We start from the raw sequence: 21,688 nt of genomic DNA, 5'->3' as shown, positions 1-21,688 counted from the left end.
CATGTTACGTTGGCTCTACAGCGGTGTAATGACAGGCGTTGCACCGTTGGCGCTTGCTTGGTTCTATTATAGAGGCCGAAAAGATAACGGTTATCGAGCGCACCTTGCTGAACGACTCGGTAAGCTCGCGGTGACTGATGCTCAGCAAAATGGGCTACTTATTCATACCGTATCGGTCGGTGAGACGATAGCTGCGCGCCAATTGATCCAACAAGCCATTGAACAGTTTCCTAATAGCCCCATTACAATTAGCTGCATGACGCCTACCGCGCGTCGTCTTATTGAGCAAAGTTTTGGTGATAGGGTGACTGTGTGTTACTTGCCCATCGATCATCCTTGTGCAGTGCGGAGCTTTCTGTCGAAGCTCAGACCGCGCGCGATTTGGGTGATGGAAACTGAGCTTTGGCCTAATTTGTTGTATCACGCCGGCCAACGTCATATTCCAGTGAGCCTCCTAAATGCACGTCTATCGAAACGCTCAGCGCGTGGTTACGCTCGGGTTGGGAAACTGATGCGTGAATCTTGGCGAAGCCTAGCCTACGTTGGTGCCCAATCACGTGCAACGAGTAAGCGCATGTTATGTTTGGGGGTAAGAGATAAGCGACTCTATATTGATGGTAACTTGAAATATGATGTGTCCGTGCCCACATCAGAAGAAGCTGCTGCAGAGCAACTGCTGAAATTGCGCGGAAATCGATTAGTCTGGCTTGCTGCAAGTACCCATCCAGGCGAGGAACAAGCTGTACTGAGCGCTCATCAAAAACTGTTAGCAACGTATCCAGCGATGCTGCTGATTTGGGCACCACGTCATCCTGAGCGGTTTGACGAAGTTGCAGCGCAGCTCCAGAGTTCTGAACTCGATTGGATGCGCCGCAGTGAGTTGAGTGATCAAGGTATCTCAACTCGCTGTAATGTGTTGTTAGCCGACTCAATTGGCGAGATGTTGAAATGGTGCAGTGTTGCTCAGGTGACTTTCGTGGGTGGAAGTTTAATTCAGCGAGGCGGACATAATCCGCTCGAGGCCGTAGCGGCAAGCTCAGCTGTTATCAGTGGAAAGCACATATTTAATTTTGCCGAGGTGTATCGGTTGTTAGACAAGCAGCGGGCCGTGCATTGGGCTAAGGATTTTGATCTTGCCACACCTCTGCAATATTTATTTGATAATGATTCAGTAAGAAAAGCGAGCGTAAGTGCCGCTGAAAACGTGCTTAGCACGCATCAGGGCGCCAGTCGACGTATGCTTGAGCATGCGCAAAGATTTAGCGATATAGGACAGCAAATGATAGCGACATTTACGACAAAACGTGATGTGATTAAGTTTGATAAGGACGTGTTGCCAGAATTTGAGGATAACTTTTTTTCTGCCAAATATTGGCAGCAGAAAAAAGCGATAGCAGGTAATGCAACGGGTCGAGCAACGGTATGGTTCATCCAGCAGGGTGACCACGGCATGGTGTTGCGGCACTATTATCGTGGTGGGCTTGTAGGTAAGGTCAATAAAGATAAGTTTATGCGAGAGCCGGTAGAGCGAAGCCGTGCTATCGCAGAGTTTGATTTGTTGGTAAAGCTACGCAATCAAAATTTACCTGTACCTCGGCCTATTGCTGCTCGTATGCGCAAAGTGGGTGTTATGAGCTACACCGCAGATATTTTAGTTGAGGTGATTCCCGGTGCCGTGGATGTTTACCGTTTGCTTCGTGAACGTCAATTGAATGTAGAACAATGGCAATCGTTGGGCGCTGCGATACGGCAGTTACACGATAAGAATGTGTTTCACTCAGACTTGAACTGCCACAATATCATGCTCGATGATAATGATAAGCCGTGGATCGTTGATTTTGATAAGTGTGGGTTCAGAGAACCAGGTGAGTGGAAAAAAGAAAATTTAGACAGGCTATTGCGCTCATTGAAAAAGGAAAAGTCAAAGTACGATACCTTTTATTGGAAAGAGAGTCGTGACTGGCCCGAGTTACTGACGGGTTACGAAAAAGGTTAGCACTTACTCTAAACGTCTAATAAAAAGGCCTGCCAAGTTAACTTGGCAGGCCTTTTTTGTGCTGTCGCAACCTAAAATGATTAGTCGCGAATCTGTCCGTTACCTGTCACTACGAACTTCTCGGTTGTAAGCGCTTGTAAGCCCATTGGGCCGTATGCGTGCAACTTACTGGTTGAGATACCAATCTCAGCGCCTAAGCCAAGCTGACCACCGTCAGAGAAGCGTGAAGATGCATTTGCCATAGTGACGGCAGAATCCACTTCGCGAATAAAACGCTTAGCTGTCTGATCGTTTTCAGTGACGATGACTTCGGTGTGTCCGCTGCCAAAACGTTTGATGTGCTCAAGTGCACCATCAAAGTCATCAACGGTACGTATAGCAATCTCAAGCGCAAGGTATTCTTGGCCGAAATCATCGACTGAGATTTCGTCGGCACCGTCAAAATAACCTACAGACTTGTTGCAAGCGTGAATAGTCACGTCCTTTTCGGCTAAAGCCTTGGCTGCCATCGGTAAGAATTTATCAGCGATATCTTGATGTACTAACAAACCTTCCAACGCATTACATACACCCGTGCGCTGGGTCTTACCATTAAGCAAGATAGCGAGCGCCTTATCGAGGTCGGCATCTTTATCAACATAAAGATGGCACACGCCTTTGTAGTGTTGAATCACTGGGATCTTACTGGTATCGCTTACGAAGTGGATCAAGCCTTCGCCACCGCGAGGGATAACTAAGTCGATGTAATCTTTCTGCTGTAATAGCTCGGTCATGACTTCGCGATCGGGCGTTGGTACAACAGTAATTACATCTTTTGGTAAGCCACTTTGTTCTAACGCCTCGTGAAGAGCGTCTGCAATCGCCTTACTACTTTCGATTGCTTCGCGACCACAACGTAAGATAACCGCGTTACCTGATTTAAAGCACAGTGCGCCCGCATCTGCTGTGACGTTAGGACGTGCTTCATAAATCATGCAAATGACACCCAGCGGAATACGCATTTTTTCGATTTTCAACCCGTTAGGGCGCTCTTCCAAGAGGTAGCTATCACCTACGGGGTCTTTTAAGTCGATAATCTCTTCGATAGCAGTTGCCATGCCTTCAACACGTTCTTCAGTCAAATGAAGACGATCCATCATGGCATCGCTCAGGCCTTTTTCTTTGCCTGTTTTCATATCGGTTTCGTTCACTTTAAGAATTTCATCTTTATGTGCACGAATCGCATCGGCCATCTTCTGTAGTACGGCGTTTTTCTCTTTTTCTGACAGTGTTGCCACCGCGTGTGCCGCATCGGCCGCACGTTTGGCAATCTGTTGTGCTAAATCTTGACTCATGAGTCCTCCAAAATCATCAAATCGTCACGGTGAATCACTTCTGTAATTGGGCTGTAACCAAATTGTTCAGCAATATCTTCCGTCTGCTGACCTTTGATGTGTAACAGTTCGTGAGAACTGTATTGGCAAATACCCTTAGCGATTGCGTCTGTATCATTTGCGCTGCGGACAAGTACCGCGTCGCCTCGGTCAAAGTCGCCTTGAACATCGACAATACCGGAACTTAATAGTGACGCACCGTTCTCTAATAAAGCTTTTTCTGCACCCTCATCGATTAAAATCTCGCCTTGCGCGACAAGCGTGTGACGCAACCAGTGCTTCTTGTTGCTAATTGGGTCTGATTGACGTCTAAATAAAGTGCCAGGAATCTCGCCTTGTAACAGCGATTCAAAAGTCTCGCCTTTGCGGCCGTTGACAATATACGTATCGATACCGTGCGAAGTTGCTTTTTCTGCAGCCTCGACTTTCGTTCTCATGCCACCCGTGCCAACCGCACTGACAGAGCCGCCTGCTAGCGAGAAAATACTTTCATCGATTTGCTCAACCACAGGAATTTTCTTGGCGTCTGGGTTAACATTCGGATCGGCGTCATAAAGCCCATCGATGTCTGAGCAAATAAATAATGCATCTGCGTCAACGAGCGTTGCGACCATCGCCGCTAAGTTATCGTTGTCGCCCACTTTCATTTCGTCAGTGGCAAGTGCATCGTTCTCATTCACAACAGGTAAAATGTCGTGTTCTAACAATCTATTCAGTGTGTTCTTGATACTTACGTAACGTGCACGGTCACGCAAATCACTGTGCGTCATCAATAGTTGGGCGCATGGAAAGTCAAAAAAGCGCGACCAATACGCCATCATCTCGTTCTGTCCTACAGCTGACATGGCTTTACGAACGGTGACGGGTAACTTTTGATGCTCAAATGGAATATGCTTTCTTCCAGCGGCAACACTGCCTGAAGAAACGAGTACGACCTCTTGGCCGCGTTCTCTGCACTCGTTGATGAAACGAGCGATTGGCAGTAGGTACTTGGTACTCACTCCGGTTTCATCTGGCGCAATGAGCGCACTGCCTACCTTTAGGACGGCTCTTCGCCAGGATGGCGCTTTCATATAGACTCCCTTTTCATGAATTCGTTAGTAGTCTAACAGATTGGCTTTTTTTTCTCTACTCACAGAGCTTTAAAGCTTCATAAGCCAAAGCTATTGTCAATATATTAGTCAAAAATAAATCACTGTGTTAGTGAATTTGTGCATCAATTAATCACTTGGCGGAGTGTAACCCTCAACCGTGACATCCTTTCTTTCGAATAGGAATTCTTTCATACGTTCTTCGAGGAATTTTCGATCGTCTTCGGCCATCATATTTAAACGATTTTCGTTAATTAGCATGGTTTGCTTTTTCTGCCACTCCGCCCAAGCTTCTTTGGAGATATGATTAAATATACGCTCACCGAGCTCACCGGGGTAAAGCTGAAAGTCGAGTCCCTCAGCTTCTTTTTGTAGAAATTCGCAATAGACGGTTCTGCTCATTTTAACATCCTTAGCTTTTTAAAAAGTTTTACTGTTACGGCGGAATACCCGAGTTCTTGATCCTCGTGAAGTGGCACCCAACGTTGTTGCCTTTCATTAATGGCATCTGTAGCGCGACTGTCAACTACGATCGGATAACAATGCAGGGTGAAGTGACTAAAAACGTGCTTGAATGGTGATAATTCGACCAACTGCTCGGGTTGAGTGGGGGCCGCGTTTAATAAAGCTGCTTTATTTTCATACTCTGGAAAACTCCAAAGTCCGCCCCAGATACCCGTCGATGGACGTTGCTCTAACATAACTGACCGACTTTTCGTATCCCGTTGAATGAGCAGGTAAACGCTACGAGTCGGGTTAGCCTTTTTGGGCTTGGGGGCCGGAATTGTGGCAACCGTATTGGTTTTAAACGCAATACAGTTACCCGTCAAAGGGCATGCCTCACAATTAGGCTTGCTGCGCGTGCATACGAGCGCGCCCAAGTCCATCATCGCCTGGTTATAGTCATCATGTCGAATAGTCGGTGTAAGTGCTTCGGATTGCTGCCATAGAGAGCGTTGTACGGCTGTTTTGCCGGGCCATTCTGTTTCACCGAAATATCGAGCAAGTACACGTTTTACATTGCCGTCGAGAATCGCTGCGGGCTTGCCAAAACCAAGTGATAAAATAGCGCCTGCGGTGGAGCGACCGATACCGGGTAATGATTCAAGTTCAGTCTGCGAATCAGGCAATTCACCGTTATACTGCTCAACTGCCACTTGCGCTGCTTTATAAAGATTACGAGCACGAGCATAATATCCTAATCCAGTCCATAAACTGAGCACGGTATCTTGATCCGCTCTAGCCAAATCGGATAGTGATGGAAAGCGTTCTAAGAATCTATTAAAATAGGGAATTACCGTATTTACTTGGGTTTGTTGCAACATAATTTCTGATAGCCACACTTTATAGGGGGTCTTATCAATTTGCCAAGGAAGTGTTTTGCGCCCAAACTTATCAAACCAACGGAGTACAAGGTCTGAAAACTGCTCTTTCATTAAGGCCTCTGATTAGCATCAACTTATTTTCATAGTATTCAGTCTATTGTCAAAAGCTGTGTAAATAAACCGCAAACCTATCTGACAAATAAAAAAATAGCTCTATAATTCTCATTATTATGAACGAACATTATGATCTGCATATGTTATTTGTCGTACTAGATTAGTAAATGAAGTACGAGACTCTTAATTGCATGAAGAAGGAGATTGCAATGAATAAATTAAACGCAATAGTTTTAGCTTTAGTTGGTGCCGGCGTCACAGGAACGGCGATGGCGCAACAAACGCAAGTTGAACAGAACGATATTTATGTAGGTGCTCGCTTCGGCGCTTTTGCTCCTGATTCAGAGCGCGTAGCAATCGACAACAATATGCTGGTACCTGTAGACAGTGGCTTTGACACACTTGCGACAGGTCTTGAAGTGGGTGTGATGCTGACCAAAGCGTGGGAAGCACGTGTCTATTATGACTACATGGAGTCAGACTTAGTTCCGACCGGAACCGCTTATGGCGAAAGCTACGGTTCGGATATCCTCTACCACTTCAATGATCTTATTTATGGTGGTCTAGGCGTAGTTAGCACTGACATTGGTGGTATTGCCGATAAAGCTGCGCGCTTAACTGTAGGCCATCGATCGTTCATTAACGACCATCTAGCGTGGCGTGTAGAGGGTGGTGTTCAGCAAGGCTTTGATGAAGACTACACTGAAGGTTTTGCAAACTTTGGTCTACAGTGGTTCTTTGGTGGTCGTGATGCTGTGACGGAAGCAAAACCACGTCCAATGCCAGCGCAGCCATCTGAACCGGCACCACAGCCAGAGCCTCAGCAGCCAGTCGACAGCGATGGTGATGGCGTTGTTGACAGTCGTGACCAATGTGCAAATACACCGGCAACCTATTCGGTTGATGCAAATGGCTGTGTTATGTACAAAAATGAGACCATCCGCGAGGAGCTTTTAGTCGAGTTTGACTTAAACTCATCTAAAGTGCGTAAAGATGCGATGGAACCGATCGCTGAAATGGCGGAGTTCATGAAGAAGCATCCACAGCTTGATATCACTATCCATGGTCATACTGACACGACAGGCGAAGCGAAATACAACCAATGGTTGTCAGAGCGTCGTGCGAAGTCAGTCGCTGATGTGTTAGTGAACAGTTACGGTATTTCTGCTAGCCGCGTTAAGTCAGTCGGTCATGGTGAGAGCCAGCCTAAAGTTAAAGAAAACAGCGCCGCAGATCGTCAAGAGAACCGTCGCATTGAAGCAGAATTGAAGGTTGTTACTCGCGTACCTGTTGAAAAGAACTAAATTGCGTTAATAACCTTAATTGGGTGATAATAGAGAGCAGGCTCATGAAAATGAGCCTGCTTTTTTATTATGGTGACAGCAACAGTTGAGTGTAAATAGATGAGTCAGTTTAAAAGCGCTGAAGAGGCCGCAGCGGCTGGAAAATACGTACGTCGAATTCGCAGTTTTGTGAAGCGTGAAGGGCGATTAACTAAAGGCCAAGCGGCGGCAATTGAACGTCAATGGCCGCAACTCGGTCTTGCGCTAGAGCAAGGTCTGCTCAACTTTGAAACAGTATTCAATAACAGCAACCCAGTCACTTTAGAAATAGGCTTTGGTATGGGGCACTCTTTGGTTGAGATGGCAAAGAATGCACCCGAGCAAAACTTCATCGGTATCGAAGTGCATGAACCGGGCGTTGGTGCCTGCTTGATGGCTGCCGAGGATGCCGGTGTTACTAATTTACGCCTATTCAATGACGATGCAGTTGAAGTACTTGAGCAGTGTATTGCTGACGGGAGCTTACAGCAGGTGCAAATTTTCTTTCCTGACCCGTGGCATAAGAAGCGTCACCATAAACGCCGACTAATTCAACCGGAGTTTGTTGCTCACCTGTGTAAAAAGCTTAAACCCAACGGTGTGATTCACTTAGCCACCGACTGGGAAAACTACGCCGAACATATGCTTGAGGTGTTGTCCGGCGAGCCACGTTTGAGCAATTTATCGACCGCGGGTGACTTTATTCCGCGCCCAGAAGAGCGCCCTAAAACCAAGTTTGAACAACGTGGTGAAACAAAAGGCCACGGTGTCTGGGATCTTAAGTTTCAGAAAGCAACGTAGTTAAAACGTCGTTCAGAAATCGGTGACCGAGCTGACTTAGCTGCCAATGGTCACCGTCTGATTCGACCCAACCTTTTCTTTTGGCTTCTGCTAGTGCAAGCTCACCGTGTTCGATAGATAATCCGGTAAAATCAGTAAATTGCTGTTTAGATACAGGCTGAAATAGACGAAATTGATTCATGAAGAACTCGAAGCTTCGCTCTTCGGGTTCAACGTCCCACTCCCGATAACGTAATGGACGCGTTAAATCGAGATAGCCCTGAGGGTGTTTCACCTTTTCGCAACGCACTATTTTATTTTGCTCTGGCGAGGTTATTTTACTGTGTGCTCCGCAACCGATACCTAAATAATCACCAAACTCCCAATAGTTAGTGTTGTGTAGACTTTGGTGCTCGGGTTTACAGTAAGCACTGACTTCGTATTGTTGATAACCGGCTTTCAGTAATCTCTCGTGGCCGCGTTGATAGATGGCCCACAGCGTATCATCATCGGGTAGTTTAGGCGGTCGGCTGGCAAACATAGTGTTGGGTTCGATGGTCAGCTGATACCATGAAATATGAGGTGGGTTAAGTGCAATAACGCCCTCGAGATCGCTCATTGCGTCTTCCGCAGATTGATCGGGCAGACCATGCATCAAATCCAAATTAAAGCTCTTCAGTGATAGCTGCCCGGCATGCTCAGCAGCTATGCGCGCTTGCTGTGGATCATGGATACGACCGAGTGTACGTAAGTGTTCTGCATTGAGGCTTTGAATACCGATAGAGAGTCTGTTGACACCCGCGTCGATGAAACCCGCAAAACGCTCGACCTCGAAAGTACCTGGATTGGCTTCCAACGTGACCTCACAATCATCGGCAAGAGCTAGGCGTTTACGCACACCATCGAGTAACCGTTGGATACCCTCCGCAGTAATCACGCTCGGGGTACCGCCGCCAATAAAAATGGATTGGATAGCGCGACCTTGCACACCGTCGAGATCGGCTGACAGGTCATCTAGCAAACGACCTATATAAGCTTGTTCAGGAATGCTGCCTTGGATCTTGTGCGAGTTAAAGTCGCAGTAGGGGCACTTCTCGACACACCATGGAATATGGATATAGAGTGACAACGGTGGGAGTGTAAGTGACATATTAAGCCTGTTCTGCCATGTGCTGCAGTAATTGTGAGAGCGCTTTGCCACGGTGACTCAATTGCTGTTTAGCCGCTTTATCGAGTTGGGCTGCTGAGCACCGTTGATCAGCGACATAAAAAATTGGATCGTACCCGAAACCGTGGTCGCCTTGCGGCTGCGTTAATAGCTCGCCTTGCCATTGTCCGTGGCAGATTAATGGCGTTGGATCAGCGGCGTGGCGCATATAAACCAGTACACAATGAAAGCGGGCTTGGCGTTGCTCTATGTCTGACATATCGGCAAGTACACGATCGATGTTATCTTGATCCGTCGCATTTTCGCCCGCATAACGCGCCGAGTAAACGCCAGGGGCACCATCGAGCGCAGGAATTTCCAGGCCTGAGTCATCCGCTATAGCGGGTAAGCCCGTATGTAGACAGGCATTGCGCGCTTTAATGATGGCGTTTTCGACAAACGTTGTGCCAGTTTCTTCTGCTTCGGGCACGTCCCATTCACTCTGTGGGCGGACTCGCCAAGATTGAGTCGCAGGTTGGCTCGCCAACATCGTTTGCAACTCGCTTACTTTTCCTTGGTTTCCAGTTGCGAGCACCAGAGTAAAATCGCTTGTTGTCATAGAAAAATCTCAAGTCAAATGGGTGACATCATGATACCGTTTGAGCGTGTCTTTTAAAATCAATGATTCATAATAAACGGCACGAATAAAATAAAAGAATAAAAGGAGAATGCACTTGGATGCTGCAAATACACTGATTCTAGTGTGTGGTTTTTTGTTGGTGGTGAGTATCCTTGCAGGAATTATTTCTAATCGCTTGGGTGCACCGATTCTACTCGTGTTTCTTATCGTGGGTATGCTCGCGGGCACGGACGGTGTCCTAGGATTAAGTTTTGATAGTCCCAATATTGCGTTTTTCATTGGCTCGATAGCGCTGGTGATTATTCTATTTGATGGCGGCATGCGCACCAATCCTGAGCGCTTTAGGGTTGCACTGTGGCCCGCTATCAGTTTGGCAACTATCGGGGTGGCCTTAACCTGCACGTTGGTTGCAACGACAGCAGTATATTTATTCGATCTGCCTTGGACGGCTGCCTTATTGATAGGCGCCATTTTAAGCTCTACCGACGCGGCCGCTGTATTTGGAATCTTTCAGTCGCAGGGTTTACAGATTAAAGAGCGGGTCGGTGCGACACTTGAGATAGAGTCAGGTAGCAACGACCCGATGGCGGTTATTCTCACGCTGACCATGACCAGCGCCGCCGCTTCTGGCGAATTTTCAGCGTGGTATCATATGCTAGGTAATGTTGCCTGGCAGCTTGTAGGTGGCTTGGCGATGGGATGGTTAGCGGGCCGTGCATTCATTATCGCAGCCAGGAAATTACCGCTTAGTTTCTCATTTCTACCCTTATTGGCGATTGCCAGTGCAGTGATGATATACGCACTGACCGCGTTCGTAGGCGCCAGCGGATTTTTAGCCGTTTATCTAATGGGCTTTGTTATCGGTAATTCAAGGCTGCCACAACTGGTTCATATTTTACATGTACAAGACGGGTTGGCGTGGTTAAGTCAAATCAGTATGTTTTTAATACTCGGTTTATTAGTGACACCGTCTCATGTCGTGCAATATTTACCCGTCGCAGTGGGTGTTGCCTTTACCCTGATATTCGTAGCGCGTCCGATAGCAGTATTGGTCAGTCTATTGCCGTTCAGCTTCCCTTGGCGTGAGCAAGTGTTTATCAGCTGGGTTGGGCTCCGTGGGGCGGTGCCTATTATCTTAGCTTTGTTCCCTTGGCTAAGTGGGGTTGAACAACAAGAACTCTATTTTGATGTGGCCTTTGTCGTGGTGCTCATCTCGCTAATTATTCAAGGGTGGACCATCGCACCTGTGGCGCGTTGGTTACAGTTAGAGGTACCCAAACGCCCGGAACCGGCGCAACGGATGCCGCTGGCGTCAGTGTCGAGTCGCGAGGCATTAGAGGTTTGGTCTTATCCTATCGATAAAGATTCACCCGCCTGTGATCACGCGTGGAAAGAGTTGAAGTTAACTGCACCTGCTACGTTTGTCGGTGTTATCCGTGATGGTGATTGGCTACAGCCAGAAACACAACCTATCGTACGCGAGGGAGATGTGCTGTTGGTGACTGCAACCGTTAAAGATATTGATGAGGTCAGTCGTATTTTGGCGTCAGGTGGTAAAGGTGTACAAATGAGTGATAAAGGCTTCTTCGGTGACTTTACCTTACGTGGCGATTTGACCATAGCCGAGTTGGCGAGTGTATACCCGGCAGGCGATGTGGATGAGTCTATCCTCAGCATGACCCTGAATGATCACTTTAAGGAAAAGTTCCATCGCCGTGTAGTTATCGGTGATAGCTTGGTTATTGGCGCGTTGACAGTGACAGTGCGTAGCTTAAATAAAACAGGTGATATTGAAGCGGTTGGTGTTAAAGCAAAAGAGTGAGCAGGCGCTCACTCTTGATACATTTTTTGCTCAAATTCAAGGCGGTGGCTATGGCCGGCTGCATCGCGGATATCAACTTTAAAGCGCATCAATTCTTCATCACCAAATAAAAAATCGGCGATATAGTAAACGCTAGTGCCTTCGTCAATCTTTTGGAACTCTAGTGTCTGTACGCCGCCCCGAGGATTTATCACATGGCCCTTTACATTGGCTGCAACGGCTTGTTGGTTGGCACGATTTAATACTGCAATATTGACCAATCCTGTCTTTTCGCTGCGCTGGATGTCATAGGTCGAAGCGATCTCTGGCGTCAGAAATGTAGAATTAAATGCGTTGTAGTGGACATCCCACTCGCCGAGCTGTTGCTTTTGCTCAGCTAGCGAAGCACCGGTAAAGGTGCTCGCTGCCAATAGCAATGTAAAGGTTAAATAACGACTCAATTGTTGCATTGTTTGCTCCTATACGCCGATTAAGATGCGCAAGAACTGAATCACAATAATGACAATTAAAACCGAAAGGTCGAGGCCACCCAGAGGCGGTATGATGCGACGCACGGGCGCGAGGAACGGTTCCGTCAATTGATACAGCATCGCTTCCATTGGGTTATAGCCTTGAGAGAACCAGCTCAGCAGTGCTCGGATGATGAGAATCCAGAACAGTGTGGTTAAAAAGGCACTGACGGTCGACAGTAAGCCCTGTACAACAATCACCAAGGGGTTCACCGGGATGTCATTTAACCAAACCAACGCACCTATTTTGAGCATGCCTAGCGCAATAGCGAGTATTAAACAGGCTAGATCAATTCTTCCCCGCGATGGGATAACCTTGCGCAAAGGACCCACCACAGGCTCGGTTGCTTTGACAACAAACTGACTGAGCGGATTATAGTAATCCGCTCGAACGGCTTGCATCCAGAGTCGTAAAATAACCACGATCGAATAAAGTTCGATTAAGGTGGTTACCAGAAACTGCATTGCGTTATTCATGGTCGCTCCTAAAACAGATCCGCCATTTCCTGATTACGTTTCACAGCGGCTTTCACAGCATCTGCCGAAATATTATGCAGGTCACGTTGTTGATAAACCTCTACGCCTTTCGCGGTTGAACCGCCTTTACTGGTTACTTGCTTGCGTAAATCTTCTAATGTTAAGTCACTTTCCTTTGCCATTTGTGCAGCACCTAAACAGGTTTGCTGAACCATAGCGCGCGCTTTTTCTGGATCAAAGCCGAGTTCCATTGCGCCTTTGGCGAGGCTATCCATAAATTCAAAAAAGTACGCTGGACCACTGCCTGCAACGGCACCTAGGATATCCAGTTGGTCTTCATCGGCGACCCATAAAGTATCGCCCACACCATCGAATACGTCTGTCACATAGGCTTTATCTTTATCATTAGCACTATCAGTTACTAAGCCTGACATGCCTTGGCCAACCAATGATGGCGTATTTGGCATTACACGGATGATAGTAATGTCATCGCCTAAATAGGTGCGGTATTTGGGCATACGAATACCGGCAGCGATGGTGATAATCAGCTTATCTGCAAGATTACTGATTTTGCTCTTAATATCTGCGCAAACTTGCTCCATTAACTGAGGTTTGACCGAGAGCACGATGACATCGGCTTGCTCAATAACCTCAATATTATCTTGGCTAGTATTGACGCCTAAGTTGGACTTCATCTTTTCAAGTTTCTCAGGGCTCGGGTTGCTGACAAAAATATGGTCAGCTGGATAGCCACTTTTGCACATGCCACCAACAATGCTTTGTGTCATGTTTCCTGCGCCAATAAATGCGATCTTACGAATATCGTTCATTATCACTCCCGTTGTCCAAAAATTGCACTTCCAATACGTACCATGTTAGCACCTGCGTGTATTGCTTGTCGCATGTCGCCGCTCATTCCCATAGAGAGCGTGTCAACGGACGGGTGCATTTGCTGTAATTTTTCGTACAGCGAGCGCATGGCCGCGAAGCTATTTAGTTGTTGGTTTTCATCGGTATCTGCTTCTAAGATGGTCATGATGCCTCGCAGTTTCAAGTGCGAGCACTGACTTACGAACTCTGCGAGTGCGTACACATCTTTTTTTTGTACGCCCGATTTATTCGGATCATTGTCGATGTTCACCTGCAAGAGTACGTTGAGTGGCGGTAACGCGTCTGGGCGTTGTTCATTTAACCGGCGAGCAATCTTTTCACGTTCAATGCTTTGTACCCAGTCAAAGTGCTCAGCGACGAGTTTGGTTTTATTCGATTGAAGCGGGCCAATAAAATGCCACGTCACATCCAGCGCTTTAAGCTGTTGAATTTTATCCACGCCTTCTTGTACATAGTTTTCGGCGAACTCGCGTTGCCCGGCGTCGTAAGCCGTTCGAATGGCGTCTGCAGGATGCTTTTTACTCACTGCAAGGAGTCGAACCGATTCATTGAAGTCACTGTGCTCTGCTATCGCATCAATATCTTGGCGAATTTGCTCAAGACTTTTGACAATATTTTCTGCTACCTTGGTCACCATTATTCCTTGTTTATCAAATAGAGAATTCAACAATGAATGTAAGCGAACTGCTTTCCTTTAGTATGAAGCAATCGGCTTCAGATTTGCATCTTTCTGCGGGCAGTGTGCCTATGATACGAGTAGATGGCGATATTCGACCACTGAAAATGGATCCTCATTCCCATGAGGAACTCCAGTCCATGTTGTTCGACGTAATGTCTGAGAGTCAACAGGAGGAGTTTAAAGAACGCTTTGAGTGCGATTTTTCTTTTGCGATCGAATCCGTTGCGCGCTTTCGTGTTAACGTTTTTACGCAAAGACATGGCATTGCCGCTGCATTCCGCGTTATTCCCAGCGAAGTCACGACGCTCGAAGCGCTCGATGCACCCGAAATATTTAAAGATATCGTCGATGCCCCACGGGGTTTAGTTTTGGTTACAGGGCCTACAGGGTCCGGTAAGTCAACAACATTGGCGGCGATGGTCGATTATATTAATCGTTCTCGCTCACAACATATTTTGACCATTGAAGACCCGATTGAATTTGTGCATGAGAACAAGCAAAGCTTAATCAGCCAGCGCGAGGTTCATCGTGATACGCGCAGCTTTGAAGCAGCCTTGCGCTCGGCACTAAGGGAAGATCCTGATGTTATTCTGGTCGGCGAGATGCGCGATCTCCAAACCATTCGATTAGCGATGACTGCGGCTGAAACAGGACATTTGGTGCTCGGCACCTTGCACACCACGTCTGCACCCAAAACGGTTGATCGCATTATCGATGTGTTCCCCGGAGACGATAAACCCATGGTGCGCTCGATGCTCTCTGAATCATTACGGGCTGTCATTTCGCAAAGTTTGTTAAAGCGCGTGGGCGGTGGTCGCGTGGCCGCGCATGAGATTATGCTGACAACCCCGGCGATTAAAAATTTGATTCGCGAGGATAAAGTCGCACAGATGTACTCTGTGATACAGACGGGACAAGAAAAGGGAATGCAAACGCTCGATCAATCATTAAAGAAATTGCTTTCGCGGGGCGATATAGATAAAGAAGAGGCGCGCCGTTGCGCCGCGAATAAAGAGGATTTCTAGTGATACGACTCGGGTGTGCGATTGTCATTTTGACTCTCTCGCTGGCTGTACAGGCACAGCAGTCAACGCGAATTGCGTTGGGTTGTTGTATCGACCAAAGCGAGCGGCAGGCGGTATGGGATGCCCTTAACCTAGCCGAACCTGAGGTATTCGCTTTGCTCGGTAATGGCGTCTCAGCAGACGCTGATGATATGGATGACTTGCTTGCCGCTTATGAAGTCTTTAATCGCTACCGAGGCCCGCGCCTGTTGCGCAGAAATAGCGCTTTTGTCTCGACGTGGGGCGCGGACGATTACAGTATCGATGGACACGTCGGTGCCGACAATCCACAGCGTTATGCCGTTCGCAATCACTTTCTTACCTTTTGGCGTGAACCGTTGGCATCTGAACGCATGTTTCAAGAGCACGGTATTGCTAAAAGCTTTATCATCGGGGAAGCGCCGCAGCGGGTACAGGTGATTTTATTGGATACGCGTTGGGCGCGCGAACCGTTGAAGAAAAAAGGTCTGCTTAAGCGCGTCAGCAATTATTTTGATGAAAATAAGGGCTCGTTACAAGCGGGTGCTGCTAATAGGCTGCTAGGCGAAGGCCAATGGCAGTGGTTAGAGCAGCAACTCTCGAAAGAGGCTGAAGTACGTATTTTGCTCTCTGAAATGCCATTTGTAGCTCCACAGAACGGATATCCGAGTTGGGCGTTGTTTACACAGGAGCAGAAGCGACTGTTTGCGCTACTAAAAAATCTCAATGTAAAGCACGTTTTATTGGGCCATGGTGGTATTAACTTTGGGCAAATTGTCAAAGCGCCTGAGTTATTAGACTATCCTGTTTGGCAAATCAGTTCCGGCACCATTAATCGAGACGATAAAACACCTTATCGGTTTAATCAGCGACAAGGTTCGGGCGAGCCGAGTACGCGATTTGGTATGATCGAAATTACGTGGTTAGAACAACCGACCGTGACGCTGTCACTCCGTGACGTCAACGGTCGGTCGCTGTCTTCCACAACGATTAATTTGAGTGAGTTGCAGTAATACTCAGTTGTGGTGGTTGGCGATGTTGAGTCGCCTGCTCATAACTGTACGCGGCTTCGATCAAAACAGGCTCAGCGTGGGCGGTGGAGAAAAAGCTGATACCGACTGGTAGTTTAGGTTGCTTGGGTAATTCGATATAGCCCATTGGCACCGTTATATGTGGGTATCCTGCTACAGCTGCAGGTGAACTTGCTGATCCCGCGTAGTGATCACCATTCACCAAGTCGATTTTCCAGCTCGGGCCCGTAGTAGGTGCTACTAAAAGGTCTAGATTATGGTCGGCGAGCATTGCATCGATACCTTCTGCGCCTGCTAAGCGTTTACTTTTCTCCAACGCCTTTTGATAACGAGGCTCATCAGCTTCAGTCATATTGTTTGCCATGATAAAGAGTTCTTGGCCAAAGTAAGGAAGCTCTTGTTGAGCCATTTTATTGTTGGCTTCGATAAGATCGGCCATGTTGCGATAAGGCAAGTTGGTGGTCGCTAAATAGTGCGCCATATCCTGTTTGAACTCATAGAGTAGAACGGTGAATTCCGCATCACCATACTCGCCATAAGTTGGCATCTCGACATCAACCAAGGTTGCCCCCTGCGCTTCTAGAACCTCTAGTTGCTGTTCAAATTGGTTATCTAGCAATTCATTGTAGCCCATCAAGTTGCGTACTACGCCAATCCGCTTACCTTCTAAGCCATCTTCATTCAGATACTCAGTAAACAGGGTATCCGTGCGAAAGCTGGCAGCATCGCTACCATCATATGACGCCATCGCCTGCATCAAGGTCACTGCACCCGCAACACTGCGTGCCATCGGGCCGGCGGTATCTTGACTGTGTGAGATAGGAATGATGCCGTCGCGGCTGATCAAGCCTAACGTCGGCTTGATACTTACAATACCGTTCACCGCGCCAGGGCATACTAAAGAACCATCTGTCTCCGTGCCCACTGCGAACGTGGTAAAGTCGGCGGCCACCGCTGCGCCGGAACCTGCACTCGAACCGCATGTTGAGCGAGTTGTGTCATATGGGTTGCGCGCAAGTCCGCCGACGCCACTCCAACCAGAACTTGAGCGTGTTGAACGAAAGTTGGCCCACTCGCTTAAATTCGCCTTTCCGAGGATAATTGCACCTTGCGCTCGCAAATTTGTTACAAGCGCCGCATCGTCCTCGGGGAAGTTCTCAGCAAAAAGCAGAGAGCCCGCGGTATTGGCTAAACCGTCTGCGGTGTCGATATTATCCTTGAGGAGCACTGGTATACCGTGCAGCGAACCGCGCACATCGCCTTGTTTTCGTGCTTTGTCGAGTGCTTCAGCTTCGGCGAGTGCATCTGGGTTCAAGCTAATGACAGCTCTTAATTCGGCGCCTTGTTGGTTGTGTGCTTGAATACGCTGCAGATAGTATGAAACAAGCTCTACAGAAGTGAGTTCGCCTTGCTCAAGTGCTTGGTTAATCGCTTGGTAATCGGCATGAGCAAATTTGAAACCGACCTCGCTCTGCTGCAACGTAGCGGAGGTCTGAGTGGTTTGGACTGGAGGCGTCTGACAAGCGGCCAGCGCTAAGGCGAAACTAAGTGATAATGTGGTTTTTGTGAGTGTATTAAGACTCATAGCCAGTGTGATCCTTGTTATTTTTTTGTATTGTTAAAATCGCATACCTTCTTAGGTAAGGCGAGAAAAAATAAGGTAGAATAGCGGAATATTGAGATTTACAGCAGGTTGTATAGGTATGAAAGTTCTGGGTATCGAAACGTCATGTGATGAGACGGGTATCGCCATTTATGACACTGAAAACGGACTGTTAGCCCACCAGCTATATTCGCAAGTAAAGTTACACGCGGATTATGGCGGGGTTGTTCCAGAACTGGCTTCACGCGATCACGTACGCAAGGTATTACCGCTTATTAAGGAAGCGCTCACGGAAGCTCATTTGGCACGCGAGGATATTGATGCTATTGCTTACACCTGTGGTCCAGGGCTAGTAGGTGCCTTACTGGTTGGTAGTTGTATAGGGCGTAGCTTAGCATTTGCTTGGGATATTCCGGCAGTCGGTGTTCACCACATGGAAGGACATCTGCTGGCGCCAATGCTTGAAGATAAACAACCTGACTTTCCTTTTGTTGCTTTATTAGTTTCTGGCGGACACACCCAACTCGTGGATGTGAAGGGTATCGGGGAGTATGAGCTGCTTGGTGAATCAGTCGATGATGCTGCGGGTGAGGCCTTTGATAAGACTGCAAAGCTGATGGATTTAGATTATCCGGGTGGACCTCGACTCGCCAAGCTGGCTGAAAATGGGCGCTCTGATCGCTTTAAGTTTCCGCGTCCCATGACTGATCGCCCAGGCCTCGACTTTTCCTTTAGTGGTTTAAAAACCTTTACCGCCAACACCTTGGCCGACAGTCCGAGTGATGACCAGACGCGGGCTGATATAGCTCGGGCGTTCGAGGACGCCGTCGTCGACACCTTAGCGATAAAATGTAAGCGAGCACTGAAGCAAACAGGGCGTAAACGCTTGGTTGTTGCAGGTGGTGTGAGTGCCAATAAGCATCTGAGGGAGCAGCTTGAGCAGTTAATGAAGCAATTAAATGGTCAGGTGTATTACCCAAGAACTGAATTTTGCACCGATAATGGGGCTATGATTGCGCTTGCCGGAGCATTTCGTCTGCAAGCGGGTGAGCAAACGGGATTGGCAATAAAGACCTTCCCACGTTGGCCGCTCACTGACTTAGCCCCGCATGCTTAGCTCAGAGCTACTGATTGCGACGGAAGGACGTTTCTTTACCCGAGGTCAGCCGTGCAATATTAGCTTGGTGGCGCCACAGTATGAGTGCTGAAATCATAATCACCGGCACGGTATATTGTGGTTTAATCCAAAAAGCATAAAACGGTGCTAGACAAACTGTTACCAATGCGGCGAGAGAGGAAATGCGACTCAGCTTGAATACCAAAAGCCAGGTTGCAATAAGTAATAACGCCATTTCCCAAGCTACGGGAAACATCGACCCCAAAGCCGTCGCGACTGCTTTGCCGCCGCGAAAGTTAAAGTACAACGGAAAGATATGGCCGAGGCAGGCTGCAACGGCAATCAATCCTAAGAAAAAAGGAGAGATACCTAAAAAATAAGAGCCCCAAACAGGAATCATGCCTTTGAGTACGTCAAATAGCAGCGTCAGTATGGCTGGAAGTTTGCCGCCGACTCGGTAGACGTTAGTGGCTCCTGGGTTTCCTGAACCGGATAACCGCGGATCGGGCAACCTCCACAGTTTACAGATTAGCACTGCGCTACTGATCGAGCCCAGTAGGTAGGCAACGAGTATCATCAGTAAAGTCAGTGCACTCATAGGGTTCGATTCTTTCCAAGATTAGGTTAAGCTTTATAGATCTAGAATAAGCGGTTTTTAGTTGAATTACCAATGAGGAAATTTATGTCCCAGCAAGGTTTAGATGAGGTGCTCATTGAGGGGCTCGAAGTCGACGCAGTCATTGGCGTTTATGACTGGGAGCAGGGTATTCAACAAAAGCTGGTCATTGATCTTGTACTGGCTTGGGATTGCCAGCGTGCCAGTCAGTCAGATGAAATTAATGATGCGCTCGATTATGCGGCGGTGAGCCAGGCGGTTGAGCGCTGGATTCAAGCAAAGCCAAGAGCGCTCATCGAAACGGTTGCCGAGGGTATTGCCGAGTTGTTATTCAAAGACTTTGGTGTCACCGAAGTGCAGGTCAAAGTAAGTAAGCCCGGCGCAGTACCAACAGCAGCTAATGTGGCTGTAAAAATACAGCGCACCCGTGTAGACGGCCCATTCGGATAGTTGCGATGGCACGTGTATTTTTGGGTGTTGGTTCGAACTCGGACCGAGAGCGACATATTCTTAATGGTCTGATTGATATCAACGAGCACTTTAATTGGGTGCAGCGTTCTCGGGTCTATGAAAGTGAAGCGGTTGGTTTTGCAGGTCATGCGTTTTATAACCTTGTAGTTGAAGTAACCACAACGCTCGATGTCGAGTCGGTGTTACAACAATGCAAGACGATAGAGAAAGCTCATGGGCGTACACATGGCGATCCTAAGTTTAGTCCGCGTACGTTGGATATCGATGTATTGCTCTACGATGACCTGGTTCGCGAATCAGAACCTCAATTACCGCGTGCTGAAATCTTAGAAAATGCCTTCGTTTTATTGCCGTTAGCGGATATCGCACCGATGCGCAGACATCCGGTTATCGGCAAGACCTATCGTGCTCTGTGGCAAACTTATAACCGAACCCAACAGCTAGCCCCACTTAAAGACGAGCGTTGGCTGCCGTTTTAAACTAAGCCTCGTTTTATCGCCAACAAGCGCTCCTCATTCAGCGCTTGGCCTACCTCAGGCCCTTTAAGACCTCGTGCAACGATAGATGACGCATCAATCGCTCGTGCCTGATTTAAGGCACTTACAATACAGCCATCACTGATATTGGGTCGTGCGATATGGCGGATGTGCGCCAATTGCTCGATACGCTCGGGTTGGCGCCACATATCGGTGCCATTAGCAAGCTCCAATAGTTGTGCGGGACTGAGTGGTGAAGGTTGCAATAACCGCTCGCGGTTACCAAACACTGCTTGTGCTAACCGTTTATACTGATTGGGTAGTCGTAGCCTTTGGCTCAACAAATTGATTTCAAAGGTATCGCTTTGACGTAACATGAGCGTTGCAAATCGTGTATGAGTACACGGTGTGACTTGGCTAATTTGTTGTAAGTCGCTGAGCGATGAGGGCGATATTGTCAATTCAGGCATCACCTGAGACCATGCATCAATTTCGACCAAGAGCTCAATAAACGCCGCTGGCGCATGCGTGGAAAGCGCTTTTTCCCACTCTCGCCACACCCGCTCGGCAACCAGTGTCGTTAATTCGCCCGATTGAGCCATGGCTGTCATCAGGCGTTTGGTTTCCTGTGCGACCGTAAAGCCCAAGGGTTTAAACCGCGCATAAAAACGTGCCACACGGAGCACACGTAACGGATCTTCAACGAAAGCCGGAGATACGTGACGCAATAACTTACGTTCAATATCTTGCTGTCCGCCATAGGGATCAATCAGGTATCCGTGCTCGTCTTGAGCGATGGCATTAATGGTTAAATCTCGGCGTTCTAAGTCTTGGGAAAGCGTTATCGTGGTATCTGTATTAACTTGAAACCCCGTGTATCCTTGTCCTTGCTTACGCTCAGTACGCGCCAGTGCATATTCTTCCCGTGTCTGTGGGTGTAAGAACACAGGAAAATCCTTACCCACTTGTTGATAACCTAAAGCGAGCATTTGGTCAGGGGTTGCGCCCACCACAACATAATCTTTATCACCGACAGGACAGCCCAATAGCTGGTCTCGAACGGCTCCACCGACTAAATATATATCCAAGTACACCTCCATGCTTTAAGGTGATGATCGCGAATCACTAGTTTAAGCGCAAGTAACTCGTTACACTGAGGCTAAAA

At 47.8% G+C, this 21,688-nt stretch carries 22 protein-coding genes; 9 read left to right on the top strand and 13 right to left on the bottom strand.

The genetic code is table 11. The annotated features are described in order from the left end of the window. Nucleotide 1 precedes the first annotated feature (1 nt). A complete protein-coding gene (locus tag BFR57_RS10740) occupies nt 2-1,996 on the top strand; it encodes a 3-deoxy-D-manno-octulosonic acid kinase (protein WP_071464002.1) in 1,995 nt (664 codons plus the stop codon). Between the two features lie 80 nt (nt 1,997-2,076). On the opposite strand, the gene BFR57_RS10735 is transcribed toward BFR57_RS10740, so the two are convergent. The 4 genes from BFR57_RS10735 to mutY all read right to left on the bottom strand — a co-directional run bounded on the left by BFR57_RS10735 (nt 2,077) and on the right by mutY (nt 5,896). Then, a complete protein-coding gene (locus tag BFR57_RS10735) occupies nt 2,077-3,330 on the bottom strand; it encodes a glutamate-5-semialdehyde dehydrogenase (protein ID WP_071464001.1) in 1,254 nt (417 codons plus the stop codon). Then, nucleotides 3,327-4,442: a glutamate 5-kinase gene (proB, locus tag BFR57_RS10730; protein WP_071464000.1), complete on the bottom strand. Its 1,116-nt coding sequence runs from the start codon at nt 4,440-4,442 to the stop codon at nt 3,327-3,329. The genes BFR57_RS10735 and proB overlap by 4 nt, the downstream gene beginning before the upstream one ends. A gap of 147 nt (nt 4,443-4,589) precedes the next feature. After that, nucleotides 4,590-4,862, bottom strand: a complete 273-nt coding sequence (locus tag BFR57_RS10725; RefSeq protein ID WP_006956129.1) for an oxidative damage protection protein — start codon at nt 4,860-4,862, stop codon at nt 4,590-4,592. Further along, on the bottom strand, nt 4,859-5,896 hold the full coding sequence (mutY, locus tag BFR57_RS10720; RefSeq protein ID WP_071463999.1) for an A/G-specific adenine glycosylase: 1,038 nt from the start codon (nt 5,894-5,896) through the stop codon (nt 4,859-4,861). Before mutY ends, BFR57_RS10725 begins: the two co-directional genes overlap by 4 nt. 212 nt (nt 5,897-6,108) lie before the next feature. Here mutY and BFR57_RS10715 point away from each other — a divergent pair, with 212 nt between their 5' ends. Both BFR57_RS10715 and trmB read left to right on the top strand, forming a co-directional pair. Beyond that, nucleotides 6,109-7,203 carry an OmpA family protein gene (locus tag BFR57_RS10715; RefSeq protein ID WP_071463998.1) on the top strand — a complete coding sequence of 365 codons (1,095 nt, stop codon included), beginning with the start codon at nt 6,109-6,111 and terminating at the stop codon, nt 7,201-7,203. Between the two features lie 99 nt (nt 7,204-7,302). Continuing rightward, nucleotides 7,303-8,022 (top strand): tRNA (guanosine(46)-N7)-methyltransferase TrmB, encoded by a 720-nt coding sequence (gene trmB / locus BFR57_RS10710; protein ID WP_071463997.1) that lies wholly within the window; start codon nt 7,303-7,305, stop codon nt 8,020-8,022. Here the strand turns inward: trmB and hemW are convergent. Beyond that, entirely contained in the window at nt 8,000-9,151 is a 1,152-nt protein-coding gene (gene hemW, locus BFR57_RS10705) for a radical SAM family heme chaperone HemW (RefSeq protein WP_071463996.1), read from the bottom strand. The two genes, trmB and hemW, sit on opposite strands and share 23 nt — an antisense overlap. Before the next feature lies 1 nt (nt 9,152). Then, nucleotides 9,153-9,767 carry an RdgB/HAM1 family non-canonical purine NTP pyrophosphatase gene (rdgB, locus tag BFR57_RS10700; RefSeq protein ID WP_071463995.1) on the bottom strand — a complete coding sequence of 205 codons (615 nt, stop codon included), beginning with the start codon at nt 9,765-9,767 and terminating at the stop codon, nt 9,153-9,155. 109 nt (nt 9,768-9,876) lie between these two features. Between rdgB and BFR57_RS10695 the strand changes: the two genes are divergently transcribed. Then, nucleotides 9,877-11,610 (top strand): potassium/proton antiporter, encoded by a 1,734-nt coding sequence (locus tag BFR57_RS10695; protein WP_171903964.1) that lies wholly within the window; start codon nt 9,877-9,879, stop codon nt 11,608-11,610. Nucleotides 11,611-11,618: 8 nt separating this feature from the next. Here the strand turns inward: BFR57_RS10695 and BFR57_RS10690 are convergent, their stop codons facing one another. The 4 genes from BFR57_RS10690 to BFR57_RS10675 are packed head-to-tail and all read right to left on the bottom strand — an operon-like array spanning nt 11,619 to nt 14,124. Then, nucleotides 11,619-12,059, bottom strand: a complete 441-nt coding sequence (locus BFR57_RS10690; protein ID WP_071463994.1) for a DUF4426 domain-containing protein — start codon at nt 12,057-12,059, stop codon at nt 11,619-11,621. Nucleotides 12,060-12,068: 9 nt separating this feature from the next. Beyond that, entirely contained in the window at nt 12,069-12,596 is a 528-nt protein-coding gene (locus BFR57_RS10685) for a YggT family protein (protein WP_071463993.1), read from the bottom strand. Between the two features lie 8 nt (nt 12,597-12,604). After that, on the bottom strand, nt 12,605-13,426 hold the full coding sequence (gene proC / locus BFR57_RS10680; protein ID WP_071463992.1) for a pyrroline-5-carboxylate reductase: 822 nt from the start codon (nt 13,424-13,426) through the stop codon (nt 12,605-12,607). A gap of 2 nt (nt 13,427-13,428) precedes the next feature. Further along, complete coding sequence (locus BFR57_RS10675) at nt 13,429-14,124, bottom strand: YggS family pyridoxal phosphate-dependent enzyme (RefSeq protein WP_071463991.1); 696 nt, start codon at nt 14,122-14,124, stop codon at nt 13,429-13,431. A 32-nt stretch (nt 14,125-14,156) separates the two neighbouring features. Here BFR57_RS10675 and BFR57_RS10670 point away from each other — a divergent pair, with 32 nt between their 5' ends. Together BFR57_RS10670 and BFR57_RS10665 are read left to right on the top strand one after the other, a co-directional pair. Continuing rightward, nucleotides 14,157-15,191 carry a type IV pilus twitching motility protein PilT gene (locus BFR57_RS10670; protein ID WP_071463990.1) on the top strand — a complete coding sequence of 345 codons (1,035 nt, stop codon included), beginning with the start codon at nt 14,157-14,159 and terminating at the stop codon, nt 15,189-15,191. After that, the gene (locus tag BFR57_RS10665; RefSeq protein WP_071463989.1) at nt 15,191-16,222 is read left to right on the top strand and encodes a phosphodiesterase; all 1,032 of its coding nucleotides are present in this window, start codon (nt 15,191-15,193) and stop codon (nt 16,220-16,222) included. The genes BFR57_RS10670 and BFR57_RS10665 overlap by 1 nt, the downstream gene beginning before the upstream one ends. Here BFR57_RS10665 and BFR57_RS10660 read toward each other — a convergent pair. Next, entirely contained in the window at nt 16,200-17,825 is a 1,626-nt protein-coding gene (locus BFR57_RS10660) for an amidase (RefSeq protein ID WP_071463988.1), read from the bottom strand. The genes BFR57_RS10665 and BFR57_RS10660 overlap by 23 nt on opposite strands. Nucleotides 17,826-17,943: 118 nt before the next feature. Here BFR57_RS10660 and tsaD point away from each other — a divergent pair, with 118 nt between their 5' ends. Beyond that, nucleotides 17,944-18,960: a tRNA (adenosine(37)-N6)-threonylcarbamoyltransferase complex transferase subunit TsaD gene (gene tsaD / locus BFR57_RS10655; RefSeq protein ID WP_071463987.1), complete on the top strand. Its 1,017-nt coding sequence runs from the start codon at nt 17,944-17,946 to the stop codon at nt 18,958-18,960. A 7-nt stretch (nt 18,961-18,967) separates the two neighbouring features. Here tsaD and plsY read toward each other — a convergent pair whose 3' ends face one another. Next, nucleotides 18,968-19,558 (bottom strand): glycerol-3-phosphate 1-O-acyltransferase PlsY, encoded by a 591-nt coding sequence (plsY, locus tag BFR57_RS10650; RefSeq protein ID WP_071463986.1) that lies wholly within the window; start codon nt 19,556-19,558, stop codon nt 18,968-18,970. An 84-nt stretch (nt 19,559-19,642) separates the two neighbouring features. Between plsY and folB the strand changes: the two genes are divergently transcribed. Both folB and folK read left to right on the top strand, forming a co-directional pair. Beyond that, nucleotides 19,643-20,026 carry a dihydroneopterin aldolase gene (gene folB, locus BFR57_RS10645; protein ID WP_071463985.1) on the top strand — a complete coding sequence of 128 codons (384 nt, stop codon included), beginning with the start codon at nt 19,643-19,645 and terminating at the stop codon, nt 20,024-20,026. Between the two features lie 5 nt (nt 20,027-20,031). Then, a complete protein-coding gene (folK, locus tag BFR57_RS10640) occupies nt 20,032-20,526 on the top strand; it encodes a 2-amino-4-hydroxy-6-hydroxymethyldihydropteridine diphosphokinase (RefSeq protein WP_071463984.1) in 495 nt (164 codons plus the stop codon). On the opposite strand, the gene BFR57_RS10635 is transcribed toward folK, so the two are convergent. Next, nucleotides 20,523-21,611, bottom strand: a complete 1,089-nt coding sequence (locus BFR57_RS10635) for a hypothetical protein (protein ID WP_143441091.1) — start codon at nt 21,609-21,611, stop codon at nt 20,523-20,525. The two genes, folK and BFR57_RS10635, sit on opposite strands and share 4 nt — an antisense overlap. Nucleotides 21,612-21,688 lie beyond the last annotated feature (77 nt).

Origin of the sequence: Idiomarina sp. MD25a, from assembly GCF_001870515.1 — a bacterium.
In the GTDB taxonomy this organism is placed as follows: domain Bacteria; phylum Pseudomonadota; class Gammaproteobacteria; order Enterobacterales; family Alteromonadaceae; genus Idiomarina.
Note: the sequence above shows the minus strand (reverse complement) of the source record. Positions and strands in the feature narration are given on the sequence as shown.